Here is a 20,969-nt window from a genome sequence, read left to right on the forward strand (position 1 = left end):
AAACAAAATGACAACGTAAACATTGGTTATCATATAATCAAAAGCCCAAAACAAAATCTTTGAGCGATATCACATATCATTAACAAGCCGGTTTCAGGGTTAACAACTTCGATCTCAGTCTCATTCACAACGCGTCGGAATGACCGTTTGTGCCCGTCTGGACCCGTTTACGATCGCAGACATTGATCGGGCGGATAATCGAACGATTTTTGGTCATTGAAATGATAACTATTATCAATTATCATCCCGGCGTCATTTTTTTGCCGGGATGTGTAACTCGTTATGTCAACGCCAGCCGCGTCTGCCGATATGTTCGCCAGCCTCTACCAGACACATCACCGGTGGCTGCGCTCCTGGCTACAGTACAAACTGGGATCGGCCAGCGACGCCGAGGATCTGGCGCAGGATACCTTCCTGCGGGTACTGCTCGGCAACGGCGTGGCGGAGATCCGCGAACCTAAATCCTTCCTCTGTACGATTGCCAAACGGGTGATGGTGGATTTCTTCCGCCGCAACGCGCTGGAGCGCGCCTGGCTGGATATGCTGGAACAGCTGCCGGAAGAATATGTCCCCTCCCCGGAACAGCAGCACGCCCTGCTGGAAACGCTGCAGCAGATCGATGCCATGCTCGATGGCCTTGGCGCCAAAGTTCGCCAGGCGTTTCTGCTGTCGCAGCTGGAAGGGCTTACCTATCCGCAGATTGCCGAACGGCTGGCGGTATCGGTCAGCTCGGTAAAAAAATATATGGCTAAAGCCACCGAGCACTGCCTGCTGTTTCGCCTGATGCAGGATCTGGCGTAATGGCCGAACGGGTCAGCGAGCAGCAGCGTCAGGCGTTAAAAATGGCCGCCAGCTGGTATGCCACGTTCTGCGCCGGGGATACCACCGCGCAGCAGCACGCCCGCTGGCAGCAGTGGCTACAGCAGCATGAAGACCACCGCTGGGCATGGCAGCGCGTTGAGTCCCTGCAAAACCAGCTGCAAACCCTGCCGGGGCATCTCAGCTATCAAACGCTGAATCAGGCAAACCTTACCCGCCGCCGCGTGCTGAAAAGCCTGCTGGTGCTGCTGGGCGTCGGCAGCGGCTGGCAGCTCTGGCAGTCGCCGCTGGGCCTGAGCCTGCGTGCCGATTACAGTACCGCGACCGGTGAAATGCGCAGCGTGCGGCTGAGCGACGGTTCTCAGATGACGCTCAATACCGCCAGTGCGGTGCAGGTCGAATTTACCGGCAGCCAGCGGACCATTCATCTACAGCGCGGGGAAATTGCGATTACCACCGCTGCCGATGCGCAGCAAAGGCCGTTCCGGGTGGCCACCGCCGACGGCATGCTGCGTGCCCTCGGCACTGAATTCAGCGTGCGGCTGTGGCCGGATGCCACCGAGCTGTCGGTGCAGCAGCATGCGGTAGAGGCCACGCTGGCCGACGATGCGCGGCAACAGCGCGTGGTTCAGCAGGGGCAAACGCTGCGCTTCAGCCGCAGCAGCTTCGGTGAAATCTTACCGCTGGTTGCCAACAGCAGCAGCTGGACCCGTGGCCTGCTCAGCGTCAGCAACCGCCCGCTGCGCGAGGTGATCGCGGAAGTGGCGCGTTACCGCCACGGCATGCTGCTCTGCGACGACAGCGCCGCTGAACTGCGGGTCAGCGGCACCTTCCCGCTGCAGGATACCGACCGTCTGCTGGCCGTGCTGGCGCAAACGCTGCCGATAAAAATTCAGACACTCAGCCGCTACTGGGTGAAGGTCAGCGCGGCATAGCGAAAAAAATAAAAAAAATTTCAAAATGTATTGTCCCTTTTGCCCAGCTCATTCGACTCCTTAGTACACAAGATAAAAAATGCTCACTCTGGAGACGGTCATGTCTGATTCCTGCGCCCGCATCAAGCGCGCTTTTAGCAAAACAACACCTCTGGCTTTCGCTATTCACTGCGCGCTGGCACCGCTGGCGCTGGCCGCTCCTGCGCTGGTCAGTGCGGCAACCGAGCCGGCAACGGCTGACTATCAGATTGCCGCTGCCGATCTCGACCAGGCGCTGAACCAGTTCGCCGCCCGTTCCGGCATTACGCTGTCGGTCAACTCGGCGCTGACCCAGGGCAAAAAGAGCCCGGGCCTGAACGGCAGCTACTCGCTGGAACAGGCGCTGCAAGCGCTGCTGAGCGGCAGCGGCCTGCAGGCGAAATCGCTGGGCAACAACGCCTTTACGCTGGAGCCGGTGCCGGTGGTGGCAGGAACCGCCACGCTGACCGTGGTCGGTGACTGGCTGGGCACCGCGCGCGAAGACGATGTGTTCGAACACGCCGGTGCGCGTGATGTGCTGCGCCGCGAAGACTTTGCCCGTACCGGAGCCACCACCATGCGTGAAGCGCTGAACCGCATTCCGGGCGTCAACGCCCCGGAAAATAACGGCACCGGTAGCCACGATATGGCGATGAACTTCGGCATTCGCGGGCTGAATCCGCGCCTTGCCAGCCGCACCACCGTGCTGATGGACGGCATTCCGGTGCCGTTCGCTCCGTACGGCCAGCCGCAGCTGTCGCTGGCTCCGGTGTCGCTGGGCAATATGGATGCAGTGGATGTGGTGCGCGGCGGCGGTGCCGTGCGCTACGGACCGCAGAGCGTCGGCGGCGTGGTCAACTTTGTGACCCGCGCCATTCCGCAGGACTTCGGTATTGAAGCGGGAATGGAAGGGCTGCTGACGCCCACCTCAAGCCAGAACGATCCGAAAGGCAGCGGCAACTTTATGATCGGCGGCACCGCCGATAACGGCCTGGGCGCGGCGCTGCTCTACTCCGGCACGCGCGGCAGCGACTGGCGCGAACACAGCTCGACCAAAATCGACGATGTGATGCTGAAAACCCGCTACGCGCCGAACGAGGTCCATACCTTCACCAGCCTGTTGCAGTATTACGAAGGTCGCGCCCAGATGCCGGGTGGGCTTTCCCGCGCGGACTACAACGCCGATCGCTTCCAGTCGACCCGCCCTTACGACGAATTCTGGGGCCGTCGCCAGCTGGCCAGTCTTGGCTATCAGTATCAGCCGGACACCCAGCACAAATTCAATATCCTGACCTTCTACACCAACACCCTGCGCAGCGGCTATCTGGACCAGGGGAAAAACATCACCCTGTCGCCGCGCGAATACTGGGTGCGCGGCGTGGAACCGCGCTACAGCCAGAGCTTCACGATCGCCAACACCGCACATGAAGTCGGCGTCGGTTATCGCTACGTCAGCGAATCCACCCATGAACTGCGCTACACCAGCCCGGCCAGCAGCGGAAAACTGCCTACCGGCAGCAGCCCGTACGATCGCGACACCCAGTCAGGCACCGAGGCGCACGCCTGGTATCTTGATGACCGCATCGACATCGGCGACTGGACCATTACGCCGGGCATGCGCTACGAGCATATCCAGTCTTACCAGAACAACTTCATCAAAGGTGAAAAACAGGAAATCGGCTACAACGCGCCGCTGCCCGCGCTTAACGTGCTCTATCACCTGAACGATGCCTGGAACCTGTATGCCAACACCGAAGGGTCGTTCGGCACCGTACAGTACAGCCAGATCGGTAAAGCGGTCAGCAGCGGCAGCGTCGAGCCGGAAAAAGCCCGCACCTGGGAGCTGGGCACGCGCTATGACAATCAGGTATTGCAGGCCGAAGCGGGTCTGTTCCTGATTAACTTCAGCAACCAGTACGATTCAAACCAGGTGACCGACAGCGTCACTGCCCGCGGTAAAACCCGCCATACCGGGCTGGAAAGCAAAGTGCGCTACGACCTCGGCGATCTCTCCCCGGCGCTGGAAAATCTGTCGGTTTCCGCCAGCTATGCGTACGTCAATGCGGTGATCCGCGAGCAGGGCGACTACCACGGTAATCAGGTGCCGTTCTCGCCGAAGCACAAAGGCACGCTGGGGCTGGATTACCTGACCGGCAGCTGGACCTTTAACCTCAACAGCGAGTACCAGTCTTCGCAGTTCGCCGATAACGCCAATACCCGCGAGGAAAGCGCCGATGGCAGCACCGGCCGCATCCCCGGCTTTATGCTGTGGGGCGCGCGCGCCAACTACGACTTCGGCCCGCAGTACGCCAACCTCAACCTGGCCGTCGGCGTGAAGAATATCTTCGACCACGAATACTTCACCCGCGCCTACGATGATAACAACAAAGGCATCTACGCCGGGCAGCCGCGCACCGTCTATCTGCAGGGCTCCGTTAAGTTCTGATTTTCCCGATGGCCGGTGCAATAACCGGCCGTTGTGGATTACGTGGCGGGTGCCGGTGGCAGCCCGCTTTGTCGTTTCTGGCAGTTGGAGAATCTATGTTCACGCTTATTCCTCGTTTTCTGTCCTGCGCCCTGCTGTTGGTCGCCTCGGCCGCATCGGCGGTGACCGTGCAGGACAGCAACGGCACCTTCACCCTCGAACATGCCCCGCAGCGAGTGGTGGTACTGGAACTGTCCTTTGTTGATGCGCTGGCGGCGGTGGACGTCAGCCCGGTTGGCGTCGCCGACGATAACGATCCGCAGCGCATTCTGCCCGCCGTGCGTCAGCGCCTGGCACCGTGGAAATCGGTCGGCACCCGCGCCCAGCCGAGCCTGGAAGTGATTGCCGCGCTGAAGCCCGACCTGATTATTGCCGACAGCGCCCGCCACGGCGGCATCCTCGGCCAGCTGAAAAGTATTGCCCCCACGCTGATGCTGAAATCGCGTAATGAAACCTGGGAAGAAAATCTGCAATCAGCGGCAATTATCGGCAAAGTATTGGGTAAAGATGCCGAAATGCAGCAGCGGCTGGCGCTGCATCATCAGCGAATGAAGGATTTTGCCAGCCAGCTGCCCAAAGGGCTGAAGCTGGTGTTCGGCACCTCGCGCGAGCAGCAGTTTAATCTGCACAGCCGCGACAGTTACACCGGCAGCGTGCTGGCCGCACTGGGGATGAACGTGCCGGAGTCCGCAGGGCAAAGCCCGATTGCCAGCATCAACCTGGAACAGCTGCTGGCAATCAACCCCGACTGGCTGCTGGTGGCCCACTACCGTCAGCAGAGCATCGTGCGCGACTGGCAGCAGGACCCGCTGTGGCAGATGTTAACCGCCGCGCAGAAAAATCAGGTGGCTGAAGTGGACAGCAACGGCTGGGCGCGGATGCGCGGACTGTTTGCCGCCGAGCAGATCGCCCGCGATCTGGTGGCGATCCTGCATCATCAGCCGGTAACCGTGCAGCCATGATGGCAGGCCGACCGCTGTTCGCCTGGGGACTGCCGCTGATGCTGCTGGCGCTGGCCTTCTGGCTGTCGCTGTTCAGCGGGTCGGCGCTGCCGATCGGGCCTGGGCAGGCGCTGAGCGCGCTGCTGCCGGGTAAGGCCGCCGCGCTGCCGCAGGCGCTGGTGTTTAACCTGCGACTGCCGCGCAGCCTGGTGGCGATGCTGCTGGGGGCAAGCCTGGCGCTGGCGGGCTGCCTGCTGCAAACCCTGACGCGTAATCCGCTGGCTTCCCCTTCCCTGTTGGGCATTAACGCCGGTGCGGCGCTGGCCATGGTGCTGGCCAGCGCCTTTAATCCCGGTTGGATCGCCGGTTACAGCCTCGCACTTCTTGCGGCAGCGGGCGGTGGTGTCAGTTGGGGAGTGGTGATGCTGCTGGGCAAAGGCTGGCGGTCTGCCGGTGACCGCAGCCGACTGATTCTGGCGGGGGTGGCCGTGTCCGCACTCTGCGCCGCGCTGACCCGCGCCACGCTGCTGCTGGCGGAGGATCACACTTACGGCATCCTGCACTGGCTGGCCGGGGGCGTGTCCCACGTGCGCTGGCGCGAGTTCTGGCAGCTGCTGCCGTTCAGCGCACTGCTGATGCCGCTGGCCTGGCTTCTGGCGGCGCGCCTGAACCTGCTGCGGCTGGGCGACGACAGCGCACACACGCTGGGAGTCAATCCCGGGATGCTGCGCACGGCGGTCAACCTGCTGGTGGTGGTGCTGGTCGGCAGCTGCGTCAGCGTTGCCGGACCGGTGGCCTTTCTCGGACTGCTGGTGCCGCATATGGCCAGGGCGTGGATCGGCCACGATCTGCGGCGTCTCCTGCCCGCCTGTATGCTGTTCGGCGCGCTGCTGATGCTGCTGGCCGACGTGATTGCGCGCTGGCTGGCGTTCCCCGCCGAGCTGCCCGCCGGAGCGGTGGTGGCACTGATCGGCGCGCCGTGCTTTGTCTGGCTGGTTCGGAGGCGGATATGAAACATCAACGGGGACGGCAGCCGCTGGCCGCCATGTTGCTGCTGCTGATGTTCACCCTGCTGGTGCTGCCGCTGTCGCTGCGCTACGGCAGTGAAACCCTCAGCTTTCACGCGCTGTATCAGGCGCTGAACCCGGCGGACGATCGCTACTTTGCCCTGATGGAGTATCGCCTGCCGCGCACCCTGCTGGCGATGCTGGTGGGCGCGGCGCTGGCGGTATCCGGCGTGCTGGTGCAGGGGGCGATCCGCAATCCGCTGGCCTCGCCGGAAATTCTCGGAGTGAATCACGCCGCCGGACTGATGTCGATTGCCGGGCTGATGCTGTTCCCGGCGCTGTCGGCGGCCTGGCTGCCGCTGCTGGCCTTTGCCGGTGCGCTGCTGGCCTTCCTGCTGCTGCGGCTGCTGGCCGGCGGCAGCGCTCCTCTGCGGCTGGCGCTGCTCGGCGTGGCGCTGACCGCCTTTTACGCCAGCATCACCGACTATCTGATGCTCTCCCGCCCGCTGGAGATCAACCAGGCGCTGCTGTGGCTGACCGGCAGCCTGTGGGGGCGCAGCTGGCCGTTTGTCTGGCTGGCGCTGCCGTGGCTGGTTGTGCTGCTGCCGCTCAGTCTGCTGCTGTGCCGCAGCCTCGATCTGCTGGGGCTGGGCGATGAGCAAGCGGCGACGCTCGGCGTGGAAGTTCCCCGCGCGCGGCGGCGAATTCTGCTGCTGGCACTGGCGCTGGCCGCCGTCAGTGTGGCCGTCTGCGGACCGCTGAGCTTTATCGGACTGGTTGCTCCGCATCTGACGCGGCGGCTGGTGGGCGGCCGCCACCGCTGGCTAATCCCGGCGGCAATGCTGACCGGCGCACTGCTGCTGATGCTGGCCGATCTGCTGGCACGCACGCTGCACCCGCCGCTGGAGCTGCCCGCCGGGGTGCTGACGGCGGTGATTGGCGCGCCTTACTTTTTCTGGCTGTTAATGAGAACCCGCTAATAATGATGCCATTATCCGTCGACGGGCTGAGTGCCGGTTACACCAGCGCGCCCATTCTGCAAAACCTCTCGCTGACGCTGCCCGCCGGGAAGATCACTGCCCTGCTTGGCCCTAACGGCTGCGGTAAATCCACGCTGCTGCGCTGCTGTTCGCGGCTGCTGAAACCCAGGCAGGGACGGGTAATGCTGGGGGATGACGATTTGTCCGGGCTGAACGCCCGCAAGCTGGGGCAGCGTCTTGCCCTGCTTCCGCAGCAGCACAGCGTGCCGGAAGGGATTAGCGTGCGGGAACTGGTGGGCTACGGCCGCAGCCCGTGGCTTAATCTGTTTGGTCGCCCGGGCCCGGCTGACCGCCAGCGGGTACAGGCGGCCATCGACGAAGTGCAGATCGGCAATTTCGCTGAAAAACAGCTCAGTACGCTGTCCGGCGGCCAGCGCCAGCGGGCGTTTCTGGCAATGACGCTGGCACAGGACACGCCGCTACTGCTGCTGGATGAACCGACCACCTGGCTGGATATCAATCATCAGGTTGAGCTGCTGCTTCTGCTGCGCCGCCAGCAGCAGCAGGGAAAAACCGTGGTGACGGTGCTGCACGATCTGAACCAGGCCAGCCGCTATTGTGACCATCTGGTGCTGATGATGGCCGGACAGGTGGTCGCCAGCGGCACGCCAGAACAGGTGATGACCCCGGAACTTTTGCATCGGGTTTTCAGCATCAATGCAGAAATCCATGCCGATCCGGTGTGTGGACGCCCGATGTGTGTGGTGCTTTAATTGATCAATTCGCCTGGATAACTGGCACTTTCAGGAAACCCATTTTCACCAAAAACCCTTGATACAACAATAACTGACCTATTCATGACGTTATCCAAGGGTTTATCTTTGCCAAAAATGGTCAATGAGGTAATGTTTGCTATCTCAAGATCGGTGGTTTCCTGGGACTACAACGCGTCTATCCTGGAAGGTCAATGAAAAACAAACACAGCACGGTTGCCAGTTTGCGCCGGGAGTTCACGCGTAATGTTATCGCGCCAGTGGTGGCGGTGGTGCTGTTTTCTCTGCTGGGGTGTGGGCTTACCGCCTGGTGGGTTACGGCGCAGAGCAACGATAAGGCGCTGGAAAAACAGCAGCAGGTGATCAAAAACCTGCTGGCTCAACATTTGGAAGAGTTCAGCCAGCAGCACCGCAATCTGCTGCGGGAAACACAGCCGGTTTCACTGTTGCTACAGTCTGATGCGGCCGCCCCGTGGCTGTTTCGGCTGATTGGTGATGACGAAGTTTATCTGGTGGATGCCCACCAGCGCCCGCTGGCTGCCTGGTTTTCAGACGCCCCTGCGCCCGTTGAGCGCTACCATGAGATAGCCCAACAGCTGGCGCCGGGCCTGCGTGCCTCCAATACGCTGACCAGCGATTTTATCCGCCTGCGCGAACGCGTGGCGGAAGTGGCCGTTGCCAGCCTGCCCGGCGACGATCGCGGCTATCAGCTGGTGTTTATTCGCTATCTGCGCAGCAGCTTTGTTGATTTTCTAACCCACCGTGGCGTGGTGAGTAATTTCAGCTTCAGCGCCAGACAGCCGGATCAGCCGAACAGCGCCGGTTTCCTGCTGACCTCACATCAGGGAACGCCGGTCAGCGATGTCTCCTGGGAGCCGATGCGCCCCGGCAGTCAAATGCTGCTGTTTACCGGCCCGCTGATTGCGCTGGCCATCCTCAGCATTGCCCTGATGTGCCTGGTGATGACCCGCCGACTGTGGCAGTCCTCGCTGAGTCTGACCCGCTCGATGCAGAAGCTAGCCGCCAGCGAAGCCCGTTCCCGTCACATCGCGCTGCATGACATTTTAACCGGCCTGCCTAACCGCAAATGGATTGAGGAGCAGCTGAATCATCGACTCAGCGTGCTGGAGACCGACCGCGATAGCCTTGCCCTGCTGATGTTGGATCTCGACCATTTCAAAATCGTCAACGACACCTGGGGTCACCACACCGGCGATGAACTGCTGATGGAAGTCAGTAAACGGCTGTCCAGCCTGCTGCCGATTAAAGATTCGATTGGCAGACTGGGCGGCGATGAGTTTGTGATCATGATGGCCAACGTCACGGATCGGCAGCAGGTTGACCAACTGTGCCAGCAGATTATTGCTCACCTGTCGCAGCCGATGCAGCTGAACGGCAATGCGATGTGGATCGGCGTCAGCATCGGCGTGGCGCTGGCCCCGCTCGACAGTACCGACCGGCTGGAGCTGATGCGCAAAGCCGATATCTCGCTTTATGCCGCGAAAGCCGAAGGCGGCGGGCAGTATCGCCTGTTTATTCCGGCGATGGATGAGGCACTGCAAAAACGCCAGCGGCTGGCACAACAGCTGCGTCTTGCGCTGGAAAATGACAGCGGACTGACCCAGTTGTATCAGCCAATTTTTGATATCAGCGGGAAAAAAACGGTCGCCGTTGAAGCGCTGCTGCGCTGGCATCATCCGAAGCTCGGCCCCATCTCTCCGGCTGACTTCGTGCCGCTGGCGGAAGAAACCGGGCTGATTATCCCGCTCGGTGACTGGGTGGTGGAGAAAGCCTGCCAGATGGCCACCACCTGCCCGCAGCTGATTGTGGCGATCAACGTCTCGCCGCTTCAGTTCCTGGCTGAAAACTTTATCAGTACACTCATGACGACCGTGGCGCGTCACGGCATCAATCCCCGCCAGATCGAACTGGAGATCACGGAAGGCGTGCTGCTGGAAGATAAAGAGCGCGCATTGCAGAATATCAATACGCTGCGCGAAGCCGGATTCAGCATTGCGCTGGACGATTTTGGCACCGGCTATTCCAGCCTCAGCTACCTGATCCAGTTCCCGGTTGATACCATCAAAATCGATCAGACCTTTACCCAGTCGCTGGGAGTGCGCGACAACTCGGCGACCATCGTCGAATCGGTGATCACTCTCGGGCACAGCCTGGGGATTACCGTGACGGCGGAAGGGGTGGAAACCGACGCCCAACGCGCGATGCTCGAAGCCGCTGGCTGTGATTTACTGCAGGGCTTTTTATTCAGCAGGCCGCTGACGGCGGATAACCTGCACGCCCTGCTGGATCAACAGCGCCCGTAGAGAGCTGAACGTTTCGCTTATCCAGCCCGACTGCACCAATGGGCGAATGGGCGAATGGGCGAATGGGCGAATGGGCGAATGGGCGAATGTAGCATCGAGCCATAACGTTTGCACAAGCACCAGCCCCGGCACTTGCGCAAGCGTTCAGAACGCGGGTAACTTCAGCTACGTTGCCAGCGCGCGCCGATATTCCCCCGGCGTCTGCCCTTCATGGCGCTTGAATGCCCGGCCAAAGGTAATGGCGGAATCATAGCCCACCTGCCGGGCGATGGCTTCCAGCGCCAGCTCGGGATGGCGCAGCAGGCAGCGCGCACGCCAGATGCGCCAGCGGGTCAGATACTCACCCGGGGTTTCGCCGGTCACCTGCTTGAAATGCACGGTAAACGCCGAACGCGACATGCCCGCCTGTTTTGCCATTTCACTCAGCCGCCACGGAAAGTCTAACTGCTGATGGATTTGCCCGATCAGCGGGCGCAGGCGGCCGTCGGCCAGCGCCGCCATCCATCCCTGCTGCGGCTGCATTTGCTGGTAGTGCGTACGGATGGCCTGCACGAACAGCACGTCCGCCAGCCGACTGACCACAATCTGCGAACCCAGATGCGGAGCATCGGTCTCCAGCGCCAGCAGCTGCAGCGTGGCGGCCAGCAGCGGCGAACGCTCCGCATCCGCCGGGATCACCACGCAGTCTGGCAGCAATGACAGCAGCGGTTGAGCGCCACCGGCATCAAAGGTCAGCCAGCCGCACAGCAGTTCGGCCTTCTCCCCTTCCCCGCCAAAAACGGCACTTTTACCCGCGCAGTCGGCAAAAACCTCCTCACAGGGGCGAGTGGGCGTTTGCGGCTCGTCACTCAGCGACAGCAGCACGCCCGGTCTGGCAATAAATCCCTCCCCGCTGCGCAGCCGGTGCGGGGGCTGGCCGTTAACCGTCAGCCAGCCCTGGCCTTCCAGCATAAAACCAAAGCGAATCGACGTGCTTTTAATAAAGCTGACGCCCCAGGGCGCACGCGGCCGCAGGCGTGAATGGAGTGCGCTGTTCACGTGCATTGCGGCAAAAACATCATCAAGCAGAGCCATCTCATGACCTTTTCTGGACGATAAGTCAGTAAAAATACCTGTTCAGTCATTATCTGTACAGCGGCAGGCGGGTAAGGTAGCGGCATTACATCAACAGAGGGCACAACCATGTACAGCTATCGTCTTAATCATTTTGGCAGCATCGACCATCTTCATCGCGTTGAAGAACCCCGCCCGCGGCCGGGACGTAAACAGGTGCTGATCCGCGTGGCCGCCGTCAGCCTGAACTATCGCGATCTGGCCATTTTGCATGGCAAGAGCACGCTTGCACCGCAGGCAGGGCTGATCCCGCTTTCGGACGGCGTCGGCTACATCGTGGAGTGCGGGGAAGAGGCCACGCGTTTTGCCTGCGGCGACCGCGTGGCGGGGATCTTTTTCCCACAGTGGCTGGGCGGCAGCCTGACACGGGGTAACAGCGGCGGCGCGTGGGGAAGCCGGGCGGACGGCTGGCTCACCGAGTATAAGGTAATAGATGAAGCATCGCTGGTGCACGTCCCGTCGTATCTGAGCGATGAACAGGCCGCGACCCTGCCCTGTGCGGCGGTGACCGGATGGAACAGTCTGGTACAGTCGCGCCCGCTGCTGCCGGGTGAAACGGTGCTGACTCAGGGCACCGGCGGCGTAGCGCTATTTGCCGTGCAGTTTGCCCGACAGATGGGTCTGAAGATTATCTCACTCACGTCCAGCGACAAAAAAGCGGCACTGCTACACCAACTCGGCGCAACGCATACCATTAACTACCGTGAGCATCCCGACTGGCATCAGCAGGTCAGAGCGCTGACCAACGGCGAAGGGGTACAGCGGGTGGTGGAGATTGGCGGACCGGGAACGCTGAACAATTCGCTGAAGTCGACCGCATCCGGTGGCGAGATCGCGCTGCTGGGCTTCGTTGCCAATGGGGAGCAATCCGTTGATTTTATGACGCTGTTCACCAGCGGTGCCACCGTTCGCCCCTTCAGCGTGGGCAGCCGGGAAGATTTTGAGCGTATGAACCTGGCGCTGGAGCAGAGCCTGCTACAGCCGGTTATCGACCGGGTATATGCCTTTTCGGAAACGTTAGAAGCGTGGCGTTATTTCGATAGTCAGCAGCACTGTGGCAAAGTGGTGATTACGATGTCTGGCGGGTTGCGGTAACGAGCGGAGAAGCCTGAGAAAAACTCAAGGGACCCGAAACTCGCGGTCCTTTGAAAAGATACAGCTATCTTTGAAAAGATTTCCTGAACTTATTTGTTTTTAAATTATCAGTTATCTTTCTTTATTATCACTCCATTCGCGTCAATCGTGACGAGAAACGGGTGTGTACCATCTAGAAATGGCCCTGGTGAGGCGCAAAGAAATCTTGTCAAACTACCCGGCAAATTGATAATAGTGTGATCTGTATAGCGGCATTGCCCGGTCATCACTACAGTAGATGTTTTTTTACCTCGGGGGAACGGGAGAAAAACACTCTTGTTTGCTGAAAACCAAAATGATAATTACCCATTGTTAATGCGCAACTTATCTTATTAATTTTACTTCATATAATGATATCGGACTAACAATGAAAATTACTATGACTGACAAACCCGCCGCCGCAGATGAAGAGTATGTCATCGACAGTCTGTGGACCCACAACGCTAAAACCACCCCGGTAGACATCCATCCCCTCTTTCTGACTCTGCGCGATGAGCAGAACCAGATAATGGCTGGTCTTGTTGCCCGCACGTGGTGGGGAGGGCTGGAGGTGCAGTATCTGTGGGTCAGCGATGACTGTCGCGGCAAAGGTGTCGGGCGCGATTTAATGCAAAATGCAGAGCGGGAAGCAAAAAAACGCGGTTGCCATATGGCCTATGTCGACACGTTTGATTTTCAGGCGCGAGGCTTTTACGAAAAGTTAGGCTATTCCGTCTACGGTGAACTGGGTGATTACGCCCATCAACATACCCGGCACTATCTGGCGAAAAAGCTCTGATAGTGGGGTTACAGGGGGAAGATATGAACGTTTCAGATGCAAAGCAGCAGTTAAATCTGAACGCAATGATTGCCATGATGGAACACTTAACTGAACCCTGGGGCATCAAGGATGCAGAGTCACGCCATATCTATATGAATGATATGGCGTATCGCTATACCAACACGCCAAAGGAATTTGCCGTTGAGGGAAAGTTCGACAGTGAGTTTCCCGCCTCCTGGGCGGAGTGTGAAGAGGAACTGATCGAGCACGATCGCCGCACCGAAGCCTGCCACGGCCGGGTTGCGGTGATTGAAACTCACTTCTGGTTTGGCCAGGACAGTCTGACACCCTACGTCAGCGAAAAAATCCCTTTGTACGGCGACGGTGGCGTATTTATTGGCGTGGCATGGAATGCCCGACTGCTCGACACCCTGTCGCCGCTAAAATATATCACCCAGCAAAAACCAGGGGTGCTGACCACCGAAGTCAACACCGATCTGTTTACCCGTTCGGAGCTGGATACGCTGTTTTTACTGCTACAGCGTTTATCTACCAAGGAGATCGCCCGCATCTATAACCTCAGCCATCGCACGGTAGAAAACCGGATTTACAGCATCTACCAGAAGGCCGGGGTACACACGCTCAATCAGTTTGAAGAGTATTGCCGTCACGCAGGGTTAGACAATTTTATTCCGGATCGCCTGATCGAAAAGGGCATCCAGTTTATTTAATTTCAAGGAAACAGATCGTGATAAAAATAGAAGACTACCCGCTAAGCCGCGTTCCTGAGAACAAGCGCGTCTCGTTTCTGAGTGTTGCCGTGGTGCATATGGGCATGCTCACCGCGCTGGATCAGTTTATGCTCGGCTCGGTGCTGGGTGATTCGATGGATCTGGCCAGCGCGTTTCTGGCAATTTTAGCCGGTAGCGTTATTTTTGGTATCGTGACCTGGGGGCTGGGCTATGCCGGGATGCGTGAAGGGATCTCCGGTAGCCTGCTGGCACGCTGGTGTGGCTTTGGCCGTATCGGCTCCGTGCTGATTGGCCTGGTGGTAGCCGTTAGCCTGCTTGGCTGGTTTGGCATTCAGAATGCCATCTTCGCTAAATCGCTGAACTTTGCGCTCGGCGACAGGTTAGGCTTCCCGCTGGCCGCCAGCCTGTCCGGTCTGCTGCTGACCGTACTGGTGACCTATGGCTTTAAGGCGCTGCGCGTGACCGCACGCATTGCCGTACCGTTGTTTATCTGTCTGGTTGCCTTTATTTCATTCCATACGCTGTCCGGCCACACCCTGCAGGAGATTATCGATCTGCCGCCGACCGGTTCCCCGCTGACCATCAGCGCGGCAATTACGATGGTGGTGGGCGGTGCAATTGTTGCCAGCCTGATGACCCCGGACCTGACCCGCTATTCGAAATCTTCTAAGCACGTGGCGGGCATTACCCTGCTGACGATTATTGCCGGTGAGTTTATCGTCAACGGTCTGGCCATTCTGATCGCCCGTACGCTGCAAACCGCCGACGTCGTGACGATTATGTCGCAGGCCGCGGGCGGTGTGGGGCTGCTGGTGGTGATCCTCTCTACCCTGCGCGTTAACGATCTGAACCTCTATTCCTCATCGCTGGGGGTGATTAACGCCGTGGAAGGGATCAGCGGTAAAAAGCTGAAGTATCGCAGCACGACGCTGGTGATCGGCCTGCTCGGCACCCTGCTGTCGGTGCTGGGCATCCTCGATCGCTTCGTCGATTTCCTGACCGTGCTGGGCGTAGTTTTCCCTCCAATCCTCGGCATTATGCTGGTGGATTATCTGCTGCTGCGCAGCCACCGTGGTCTGCTTGACCGCAGCCGTCTGCTGGGTGAACTGCCGAAAGACAGCGAAACGCCGGTGATTGGCTGGGTCGCGATTATTGCCACCCTGGTGGGAAGCGCAGTGGGCCTGTTAACCGAATGGGGTGTACCAACGATTAACTCACTGCTGATTTCATGCGTGATTTATTACGTGGTTAAACTGGCGCAGCAGCGCAGCCGTCCTGCGGCGGCATCAGCCTGAGACCATTAAGGCGGACGTCGTCCGCCTTATTTCTCTTTTAATAACATTCACTTCACCGCGCGACTCGCCATCACACTCTTCGCCAGAACAAAGCCGCAGCCTACAACCAGCCCGATCAGTGCAAACAGCAAAACCATCAGTGTACGTCTGGGGGCATCACGGGTCAGCGGTTCAGAGGGGGCACTCATGTATTTGAAAGGCACATCGTCCCCAGGTTCGATCTTGAACGCATCCAGTTTTTCAATATACACCCGGCGATTTTGCAGCTCGTTATTCAGCGATCCCACAGGCAGGGATTTCTCAATTTCCAGCTTGCGCGCCAGGCCATCAGCGCTGCAACAATAATAAAAGCCAGAATGGGAAACTTTTCCGAAGAATAATAGTAAGAACATCGATCAAGTCCAGCTCGGTGTTTTGATCGATAAACTGGGGCATGGCAGAGGACACATGAGAATGCGTCGCCGTACGAGCTGGCGTATTACTATCCATTGAAAACTCCTGCAGCACAATATGAAGATAAAATCACAAATTATCCGCATCGCAATCCGTTGCGGCCGCCGGATTTTAAACTAAAACATCCGCTTTTTTTTAGCATTTGATGAATATAAATAGATTTTTATCTAAAAAAACGCTGACAGCTCTGATTCAAGGTTAATAATGCCCTGGAAATATTAGCGTAATTATTCCGGGAATACAGGAATTCACCGGAACATTCTTACGCTTTTTTTGCGCCTGATTTACCAATAGCGCGATACAGCTCCTGAATACGCTTCATCGACTTAATTGTGCGCTGCGGAGCCGTGGAGGCCACCGACAGAATAATCATCTCCAGGCATACCAGCACCGTGCCGTGCAGCGGCACCTTGCCATTCTCCCCGCCGCGCGGAACGTTGATCACCACCTGAACCTCTTTGCTGAAGCGGGAATCAAGAGAGTGAGTCAGTAAAATCGTTGGAATGCCCAGCCGCTTTGCCTCACGCAGCGTCGTCAGTCCTTCACGGTGCGCCGACTTCTGCGCCATCATAATCAGTACATCGCCGCGCTGCAGGTTGATCAGCTGCTCGGCCAGCATCACCCCGGTACGGTTCAGGGGAACGCCGGGAATGCCGTTGCGGCTGAACAGGCGTGCGGCGTATTCCGCCAGGATGCTGGAGGCACCAATGCCAAAAATCCCCACCTGACGCGCCTCCGCCAGCAGAGCAACGGCGCGAGACATGGCGGCACGGTTGTGCGGTTCCGACAGCACTTCGCAGGCGCGCTGATGCCCTTCAAGAACGAAGTCGATGCTGGAGTTCACGTCGCAGGAGAGCGCATTCACCGTTGAACTCATTTTTTCCGCCGACGAGATCCCCGGCCCGAACCAGCTTTCCATTGTCTGCTTGAGATCGCGCAGTCCGGCAAATCCCAGCGCCTGAATCGCCCTGACTACCGTAGCGTCGGAAGTTTGCGTCGCGGCGGCGATCTCCATCGCCGTGTGCTCCAGCACCACCTCGCGGTTATCGTTAATGTAGCTGGCCACCGCCAGCAGCCGCGGCGACAGGCCGGGCCCCCGGGCACGGAAGCGCTCGCCGTAGATATCCACGCGCGTTTTCGTTTTTTTCGTCAGCAATCTGTTCATCCCTGAGTTTCTCCGTTAATTAGCCGATCCAGTCGCTGACGCTGCGCCAGCAGCATCGGCTGATTCAGCGGCAGATAGCCCTCCGGCGACGCGCTTTGTGCAGCAACCACCTGCTGCCCGCCATCCGACAGGGCCAGCTGCAGAAACTCAGCCAGCCGTGGTTCAGGTACGCTGCCGGGCGGCAGATCGATCCACAGCATAACGGCACTGCCCAGCGGATAGTTCCCTGCCTGCACCGCCCCGGCGGTTGGCAGATGATAATCCCCTTCATGATGGCCCAGCGGCAGTTCGCGCACTGCGTCACCCAACGCGGCTGCGTTAAACCAGCCAACGGCCCCCAGCGAGAAAGGATCGGCGGCCACGGCTTCGAGCACCGCGCGGCGATCCGGCAGCGGCTCGTAGTGCCGCGGGAATTGCCGATTGCCGAGATGAGCGCGGCGGAAAGCGCTGGCATACTTGCCGTCGTCGCGCAGGCCGTAAAGGTGAATGCGCCGGTGCAGCCAGGCCCCGCCCAGCCCTAACTGGGACCAGCAGGTGATATCCCCCTGCGGCGATCCGGAAGAGAACACCGCCGCCAGCTGCGCCATACTCAGCCCGGCCAGCGGATTATCGCGGTGCAGCCAGATGGCCGGAGGCGTTTTCACCCCCGCGCGCGGGCCGTGGCCGCACCAGCCAATCTGAATGCCCGTCGGCTGATAGCCCTTAGCGTTGCGAAACGCCGCCAGCTCCTGTGCCCAGGGCGCTCGCGACATCGGGGCCAGCAGGCAGGCATCCGCCGCCAGCGCCATGATGGCGGTGGACGAACCAGCCAGGCTGAGCTGAAACTGCTGCTCCGGCCGCCGTGCGGAGAGCATCGCGCACCACGGTTCGATCAGCGACGCCATGCCGTCATTGCCGGTAATACAAAATAACTCAGACATCAGGCTCCCTCCGCCAGATCCAGCTGTAACAGCTCCGCCCGGGCATCCGCCGCGCTGAGCGGCAGATAGCCATCGGGCTGGGAGGCAATAATCTGCTGCCCCTGCCGCGACAGCGTGAAGCGCAGAAACGCCCGCTGTAGCGCATCCAGCCCGCCGCCGTGGCGGATTGCCTGATAAAACCACAGGTAGCGCCCCAGCGCATAGTCGCCCGCCGTCATCTCATCCACCGTGCCGTTCAGCCACGGTCCCGCGTCGTCAACAGCCAGCGGCAGCGCGCGCAGCAGTGCAGTTTCCCGCCCGATGGCCGCCACGCATATCGCCGACGGCTCCTGCTCCAGCCGTTCCAGCAGGCGATCGGTCCCAACCAGATATTCGCAGTCGGCGCTGAGCGCCCGCCCGCCAAAGTGGTGTTTCTGCATATAGCTGCCGAAACCGCTGTACTGCTGGGTGGTCAGCGGCACAATCCGCCGATCCGCCCAGTCACCGCCCAGCCCCAGCTGCCCCCAGCGGCTGTAATCGCCACCGGAATTGCCTGCGGTAAAGATCCGGGACAGCTGGCTGAGGCTTATCCGCGCCAGCGGATTGGCGTGATGCACATAGACCGCCAGCGAGGTTGCCAGATGCTGGCGGGTATCCAGCGCGGCGCCCGCCACCCGAATGCCCAGCGGCTCTGCACCGCGCTGCTTGCGCCAGGGGACGCTTTCCATCGGGGTGATTTCACGCCCCATCACGCTGAACATCGCCTTATCGTTAATGGCGAAGGCCATCGCGGTCGGCGTGCCCTTCAGCTCAATGGCAAAGCGAACCTGCGGGTGATAATGCGCAAACGCGGCGGTCAGCTTTTCAAGAACATAGCGCGCGTGGCCGGACCCGCTCAGGCGCACGGCACCGTCAGCAGTCAGCCAGCCGACGTTGACTTCCGCCGTCAGCGGCTGCGGCAGATAGTCGGTCAGTTCAGCATCCAGCGGGCGCGGAACCCACCCGGTGCGTTCGGTTGATAAATTCACAAATGCTCCTCAGAAGATGCCGGATTTTTGCGGCGCTGCCGCCGCTTCCAATACATCAGCAGCCCGGTGACAAAAAACAGCGGCATGCACAGGCTGGAAATCGTTATCGCTATGCGGCCCGGAATGCCAAACAGCGCGCCGGTATGGATCGGGTCCATATCGGTTAAAATTCGTTCCCCGGTGGGCAGGCTGCGGTACAGCGTCTGCCGGGTGACGTTCAGAGTGCGGGGATTGATGCTCAGCTCATCCAGCGCGCGGGCGTGCGGGGCATCCAGCGGCAGGACGCGCACGCGGATCGCCTTCCCCGGCGCGGGAAGAAACAGCAGCGCCGACTGGTACTGACTGCCGTAGCGCTGAACCACCTGCTGCCAGACCCAATCCCAGTCCGGCTCTGCGGGCTTCACCGCCGTTTTCTTCACAGGCAGGGGCTTCTTCACCACTTCGGCCGGTGTGCTGCCAAGCAGCCAGGTGACGCTCTGGCGATACCACTGCGATGACCACCACAGGCCGGAGAGCGCACTGACCAGATAGAGCACAGTCAGCCAGGTCCCAGCCACCTGGTGCAGCATGCGGTACAGCGCGCGGCCGCTGAGGCGAAACTCCGGGCGCAGCCACTCCCGCGCACTGCGGCTGCCCGCCGTCCAGCGCAGCCACAGCCCGGAGAGGGCAAAGAAGATCAGGCTGACGGCGCTGGCACCGGTAATCGTTCGTCCGATGGCGTTATCCCCCTCAGGGGAGAGAAAACGATGCAGATTACGCACCGTGGCAAAAAAGGCCGCGCCGGTCGCTTCCCCGAGGATCTGCCCGCTGTACGGATTCACCAGCACCCGCTGATTGCGCTGCCCTTTCCCCTGCTGGAAAGCGGCGGTCCAGGCACGATCGTCCTGCTGCTCAATCTGTAACGACATCAGCCGCTCGCCGGGACGCTGCTGCCGCAGCGCAGCAATCATCGCCACCACCGACATCGGCTCGCCGCCCTGCGGCGGGCTGACGGTCATCTGCGGGCTGAGGGCCTGCATAATTTCATCTTCAAAACTCATCGTCACGCCGCTCAACGCCATAAACGACAGGCTGGCGCCGAGGGTAATCCCCAGCAGCCAGTGCAGTTTCAGCAGGATCAGGCGCGAACGCGTCATCGATTATTTCGCCACTGGCATCGGGCGCCCGGCGATATGCGACTGTACCTGCGCCACCATCAGGCTCAGCGCCGCAAAGGAGTTGGAGATGGTCTCTTCACGCGGCAACAGAATGTAATGACCGCTGCGACAGGCGTTCAGGAACTCGCACCAGCCGGGCATAATCGCGTTCATCGCGTCCAGCTCTTCCTGCGGTTTCCCTCCGGTGTCGGAACGCCAGGTATCGAAAATATAATCGGCGTCCAGCTCCGGCAGCCGCTCGGCGCTGACCTCAATGCGATCGCCATCCGGGATGCTGTCAATCAGCGGCGGGAAGCGGAATCCGGCATCGCGCAGCACGCGGCCCAGCGCACGATAGGTGTGATGAACGGTGATCTTGCCCTTATTCGCCTGGATCACCGAGACGGTGATGTGCTGAGTATCCACCATCAGCTTCAGCTGTTTGATCTGCTCCTGGTAGCGGCGTTCGAGGATCGCCAGCTGCTTCTGACTGCCGGTCAGCTGCGCCAGCTTGCTGTAGATACGCGGCGCGCCGCCTACCAGGTGGTCGATGCTGACCGTTGGAGCAATTTTCTCCAACTGCTCGATGGCGGTGTTGCGGCTGGGTTCGGTGATAATCAGGTCGGGTTTCGCGGCGGCGATGGCTTCAATATCCATATCGGCGGTGCCGATAAACTGGATCGATGAATTGTCGAAGTCCACCCCGGTCAGCAGCCCGCTGGAACGCAGGAAATGCGAGCCGTCCGCGCGGGTTCGGCCGTGGCTGGCGACCGGCGGCACGCCCAGCTCGATTAGCGGAATAGTGATATCCAGATCGTGTAGCGAAACAATACGCTGCGGATGCAGCGGCACGGTCACCGTGCGGCCCAGATCGTCGGTAAACTGCTGCGTCGGTTCAGCAGCGGTGGCGCTCAGGCAGGTCAGAAATAACAGGGAAAGTAGCAGGCGCATA

19 protein-coding genes are annotated in these 20,969 nt (G+C 60.1%); 12 read left to right on the plus strand and 7 right to left on the minus strand.

What is annotated here, in order from left to right:
• The first annotated feature begins 282 nt into the window (after nt 1–282).
• From fecI to IBT47_RS27295, 8 genes are all read left to right on the plus strand, one after another.
• Nucleotides 283–801 (plus strand): ferric citrate uptake sigma factor FecI, encoded by a 519-nt coding sequence (fecI, locus tag IBT47_RS08900; RefSeq protein WP_200560151.1) that lies wholly within the window; start codon nt 283–285, stop codon nt 799–801.
• A complete protein-coding gene (gene fecR, locus IBT47_RS08905; protein WP_200560152.1) occupies nt 801–1,754 on the plus strand; it encodes a ferric citrate uptake sigma factor regulator FecR in 954 nt (317 codons plus the stop codon). Before fecI ends, fecR begins: the two co-directional genes overlap by 1 nt.
• Before the next feature lie 100 nt (nt 1,755–1,854).
• Nucleotides 1,855–4,218 (plus strand): TonB-dependent Fe(3+) dicitrate receptor FecA, encoded by a 2,364-nt coding sequence (fecA, locus tag IBT47_RS08910; RefSeq protein WP_200560153.1) that lies wholly within the window; start codon nt 1,855–1,857, stop codon nt 4,216–4,218.
• A 95-nt stretch (nt 4,219–4,313) separates the two neighbouring features.
• Nucleotides 4,314–5,219 carry a Fe(3+) dicitrate ABC transporter substrate-binding protein FecB gene (locus tag IBT47_RS08915; RefSeq protein WP_105592451.1) on the plus strand — a complete coding sequence of 302 codons (906 nt, stop codon included), beginning with the start codon at nt 4,314–4,316 and terminating at the stop codon, nt 5,217–5,219.
• Entirely contained in the window at nt 5,219–6,211 is a 993-nt protein-coding gene (gene fecC, locus IBT47_RS08920) for an iron-dicitrate ABC transporter permease FecC (protein ID WP_370569875.1), read from the plus strand. The genes IBT47_RS08915 and fecC overlap by 1 nt, the downstream gene beginning before the upstream one ends.
• Nucleotides 6,208–7,185, plus strand: coding sequence for a Fe(3+) dicitrate ABC transporter permease subunit FecD (gene fecD, locus IBT47_RS08925; protein ID WP_200560155.1), 978 nt, complete (start codon nt 6,208–6,210; stop codon nt 7,183–7,185). The genes fecC and fecD overlap by 4 nt, the downstream gene beginning before the upstream one ends.
• A 5-nt stretch (nt 7,186–7,190) precedes the next feature.
• On the plus strand, nt 7,191–7,958 hold the full coding sequence (fecE, locus tag IBT47_RS08930; protein ID WP_200560271.1) for a Fe(3+) dicitrate ABC transporter ATP-binding protein FecE: 768 nt from the start codon (nt 7,191–7,193) through the stop codon (nt 7,956–7,958).
• A gap of 194 nt (nt 7,959–8,152) precedes the next feature.
• The gene (locus tag IBT47_RS27295; protein WP_200560156.1) at nt 8,153–10,282 is read left to right on the plus strand and encodes a bifunctional diguanylate cyclase/phosphodiesterase; all 2,130 of its coding nucleotides are present in this window, start codon (nt 8,153–8,155) and stop codon (nt 10,280–10,282) included.
• 165 nt (nt 10,283–10,447) lie between these two features.
• Here IBT47_RS27295 and IBT47_RS08940 read toward each other — a convergent pair whose 3' ends face one another.
• Nucleotides 10,448–11,356, minus strand: coding sequence for an AraC family transcriptional regulator (locus tag IBT47_RS08940; protein WP_200560157.1), 909 nt, complete (start codon nt 11,354–11,356; stop codon nt 10,448–10,450).
• A gap of 108 nt (nt 11,357–11,464) precedes the next feature.
• Here IBT47_RS08940 and IBT47_RS08945 point away from each other — a divergent pair, with 108 nt between their 5' ends.
• The 4 genes from IBT47_RS08945 to IBT47_RS08960 all read left to right on the plus strand — a co-directional run bounded on the left by IBT47_RS08945 (nt 11,465) and on the right by IBT47_RS08960 (nt 15,336).
• The gene (locus IBT47_RS08945) at nt 11,465–12,490 is read left to right on the plus strand and encodes an NAD(P)-dependent alcohol dehydrogenase (RefSeq protein ID WP_200560158.1); all 1,026 of its coding nucleotides are present in this window, start codon (nt 11,465–11,467) and stop codon (nt 12,488–12,490) included.
• 406 nt (nt 12,491–12,896) lie between these two features.
• The gene (locus tag IBT47_RS08950; RefSeq protein WP_200560159.1) at nt 12,897–13,307 is read left to right on the plus strand and encodes an N-acetyltransferase; all 411 of its coding nucleotides are present in this window, start codon (nt 12,897–12,899) and stop codon (nt 13,305–13,307) included.
• 23 nt (nt 13,308–13,330) lie between these two features.
• Nucleotides 13,331–14,020: a PAS and helix-turn-helix domain-containing protein gene (locus IBT47_RS08955; protein ID WP_200560160.1), complete on the plus strand. Its 690-nt coding sequence runs from the start codon at nt 13,331–13,333 to the stop codon at nt 14,018–14,020.
• Between the two features lie 17 nt (nt 14,021–14,037).
• On the plus strand, nt 14,038–15,336 hold the full coding sequence (locus IBT47_RS08960; RefSeq protein ID WP_200546261.1) for a cytosine permease: 1,299 nt from the start codon (nt 14,038–14,040) through the stop codon (nt 15,334–15,336).
• Nucleotides 15,337–15,383: 47 nt separating this feature from the next.
• Here the strand turns inward: IBT47_RS08960 and IBT47_RS08965 are convergent, their stop codons facing one another.
• From IBT47_RS08965 to IBT47_RS08990, 6 genes are all read right to left on the minus strand, one after another.
• Nucleotides 15,384–15,728 carry a hypothetical protein gene (locus IBT47_RS08965; RefSeq protein WP_200560161.1) on the minus strand — a complete coding sequence of 115 codons (345 nt, stop codon included), beginning with the start codon at nt 15,726–15,728 and terminating at the stop codon, nt 15,384–15,386.
• Nucleotides 15,729–16,051: 323 nt separating this feature from the next.
• Complete coding sequence (locus tag IBT47_RS08970; RefSeq protein ID WP_200560162.1) at nt 16,052–16,954, minus strand: MurR/RpiR family transcriptional regulator; 903 nt, start codon at nt 16,952–16,954, stop codon at nt 16,052–16,054.
• On the minus strand, nt 16,951–17,874 hold the full coding sequence (locus tag IBT47_RS08975) for a PstS family phosphate ABC transporter substrate-binding protein (RefSeq protein WP_200560163.1): 924 nt from the start codon (nt 17,872–17,874) through the stop codon (nt 16,951–16,953). The genes IBT47_RS08970 and IBT47_RS08975 overlap by 4 nt, the downstream gene beginning before the upstream one ends.
• Nucleotides 17,874–18,881 (minus strand): substrate-binding domain-containing protein, encoded by a 1,008-nt coding sequence (locus IBT47_RS08980; RefSeq protein WP_200560164.1) that lies wholly within the window; start codon nt 18,879–18,881, stop codon nt 17,874–17,876. Before IBT47_RS08980 ends, IBT47_RS08975 begins: the two co-directional genes overlap by 1 nt.
• On the minus strand, nt 18,878–20,017 hold the full coding sequence (locus IBT47_RS08985; protein WP_200560165.1) for a PepSY domain-containing protein: 1,140 nt from the start codon (nt 20,015–20,017) through the stop codon (nt 18,878–18,880). Before IBT47_RS08985 ends, IBT47_RS08980 begins: the two co-directional genes overlap by 4 nt.
• A 3-nt stretch (nt 20,018–20,020) precedes the next feature.
• Nucleotides 20,021–20,968 (minus strand): iron-siderophore ABC transporter substrate-binding protein, encoded by a 948-nt coding sequence (locus IBT47_RS08990; RefSeq protein WP_105592464.1) that lies wholly within the window; start codon nt 20,966–20,968, stop codon nt 20,021–20,023.
• Between the last annotated feature and the right edge of the window lies 1 nt (nt 20,969).

It is taken from the genome of Erwinia sp. S43, assembly GCF_016624745.1.
Lineage (GTDB): Bacteria > Pseudomonadota > Gammaproteobacteria > Enterobacterales > Enterobacteriaceae > Erwinia > Erwinia coffeiphila.

Bases quoted from the DNA above. Each gene is read 5' to 3' on its own strand.
- IBT47_RS08940 (WP_200560157.1), bottom strand. From the start codon at position 11,356: ATGGCTCTGCTTGATGATGTTTTTGCCGCAATGCACGTGAACAGCGCA.
- fecR (WP_200560152.1), top strand. From the start codon at position 801: ATGGCCGAACGGGTCAGCGAGCAGCAGCGTCAGGCGTTAAAAATGGCC.
- IBT47_RS08990 (WP_105592464.1), bottom strand. From the start codon at position 20,968: ATGCGCCTGCTACTTTCCCTGTTATTTCTGACCTGCCTGAGCGCCACC.
- fecD (WP_200560155.1), top strand. From the start codon at position 6,208: ATGAAACATCAACGGGGACGGCAGCCGCTGGCCGCCATGTTGCTGCTG.
- IBT47_RS08965 (WP_200560161.1), bottom strand. From the start codon at position 15,728: ATGTTCTTACTATTATTCTTCGGAAAAGTTTCCCATTCTGGCTTTTAT.
- IBT47_RS08985 (WP_200560165.1), bottom strand. From the start codon at position 20,017: ATGACGCGTTCGCGCCTGATCCTGCTGAAACTGCACTGGCTGCTGGGG.
- IBT47_RS08945 (WP_200560158.1), top strand. From the start codon at position 11,465: ATGTACAGCTATCGTCTTAATCATTTTGGCAGCATCGACCATCTTCAT.
- IBT47_RS08955 (WP_200560160.1), top strand. From the start codon at position 13,331: ATGAACGTTTCAGATGCAAAGCAGCAGTTAAATCTGAACGCAATGATT.
- IBT47_RS08975 (WP_200560163.1), bottom strand. From the start codon at position 17,874: ATGTCTGAGTTATTTTGTATTACCGGCAATGACGGCATGGCGTCGCTG.
- IBT47_RS08970 (WP_200560162.1), bottom strand. From the start codon at position 16,954: ATGAACAGATTGCTGACGAAAAAAACGAAAACGCGCGTGGATATCTAC.
- IBT47_RS27295 (WP_200560156.1), top strand. From the start codon at position 8,153: ATGAAAAACAAACACAGCACGGTTGCCAGTTTGCGCCGGGAGTTCACG.
- fecC (WP_370569875.1), top strand. From the start codon at position 5,219: ATGGCAGGCCGACCGCTGTTCGCCTGGGGACTGCCGCTGATGCTGCTG.
- fecE (WP_200560271.1), top strand. From the start codon at position 7,191: ATGCCATTATCCGTCGACGGGCTGAGTGCCGGTTACACCAGCGCGCCC.
- IBT47_RS08950 (WP_200560159.1), top strand. From the start codon at position 12,897: ATGAAAATTACTATGACTGACAAACCCGCCGCCGCAGATGAAGAGTAT.
- IBT47_RS08915 (WP_105592451.1), top strand. From the start codon at position 4,314: ATGTTCACGCTTATTCCTCGTTTTCTGTCCTGCGCCCTGCTGTTGGTC.
- fecA (WP_200560153.1), top strand. From the start codon at position 1,855: ATGTCTGATTCCTGCGCCCGCATCAAGCGCGCTTTTAGCAAAACAACA.
- fecI (WP_200560151.1), top strand. From the start codon at position 283: ATGTCAACGCCAGCCGCGTCTGCCGATATGTTCGCCAGCCTCTACCAG.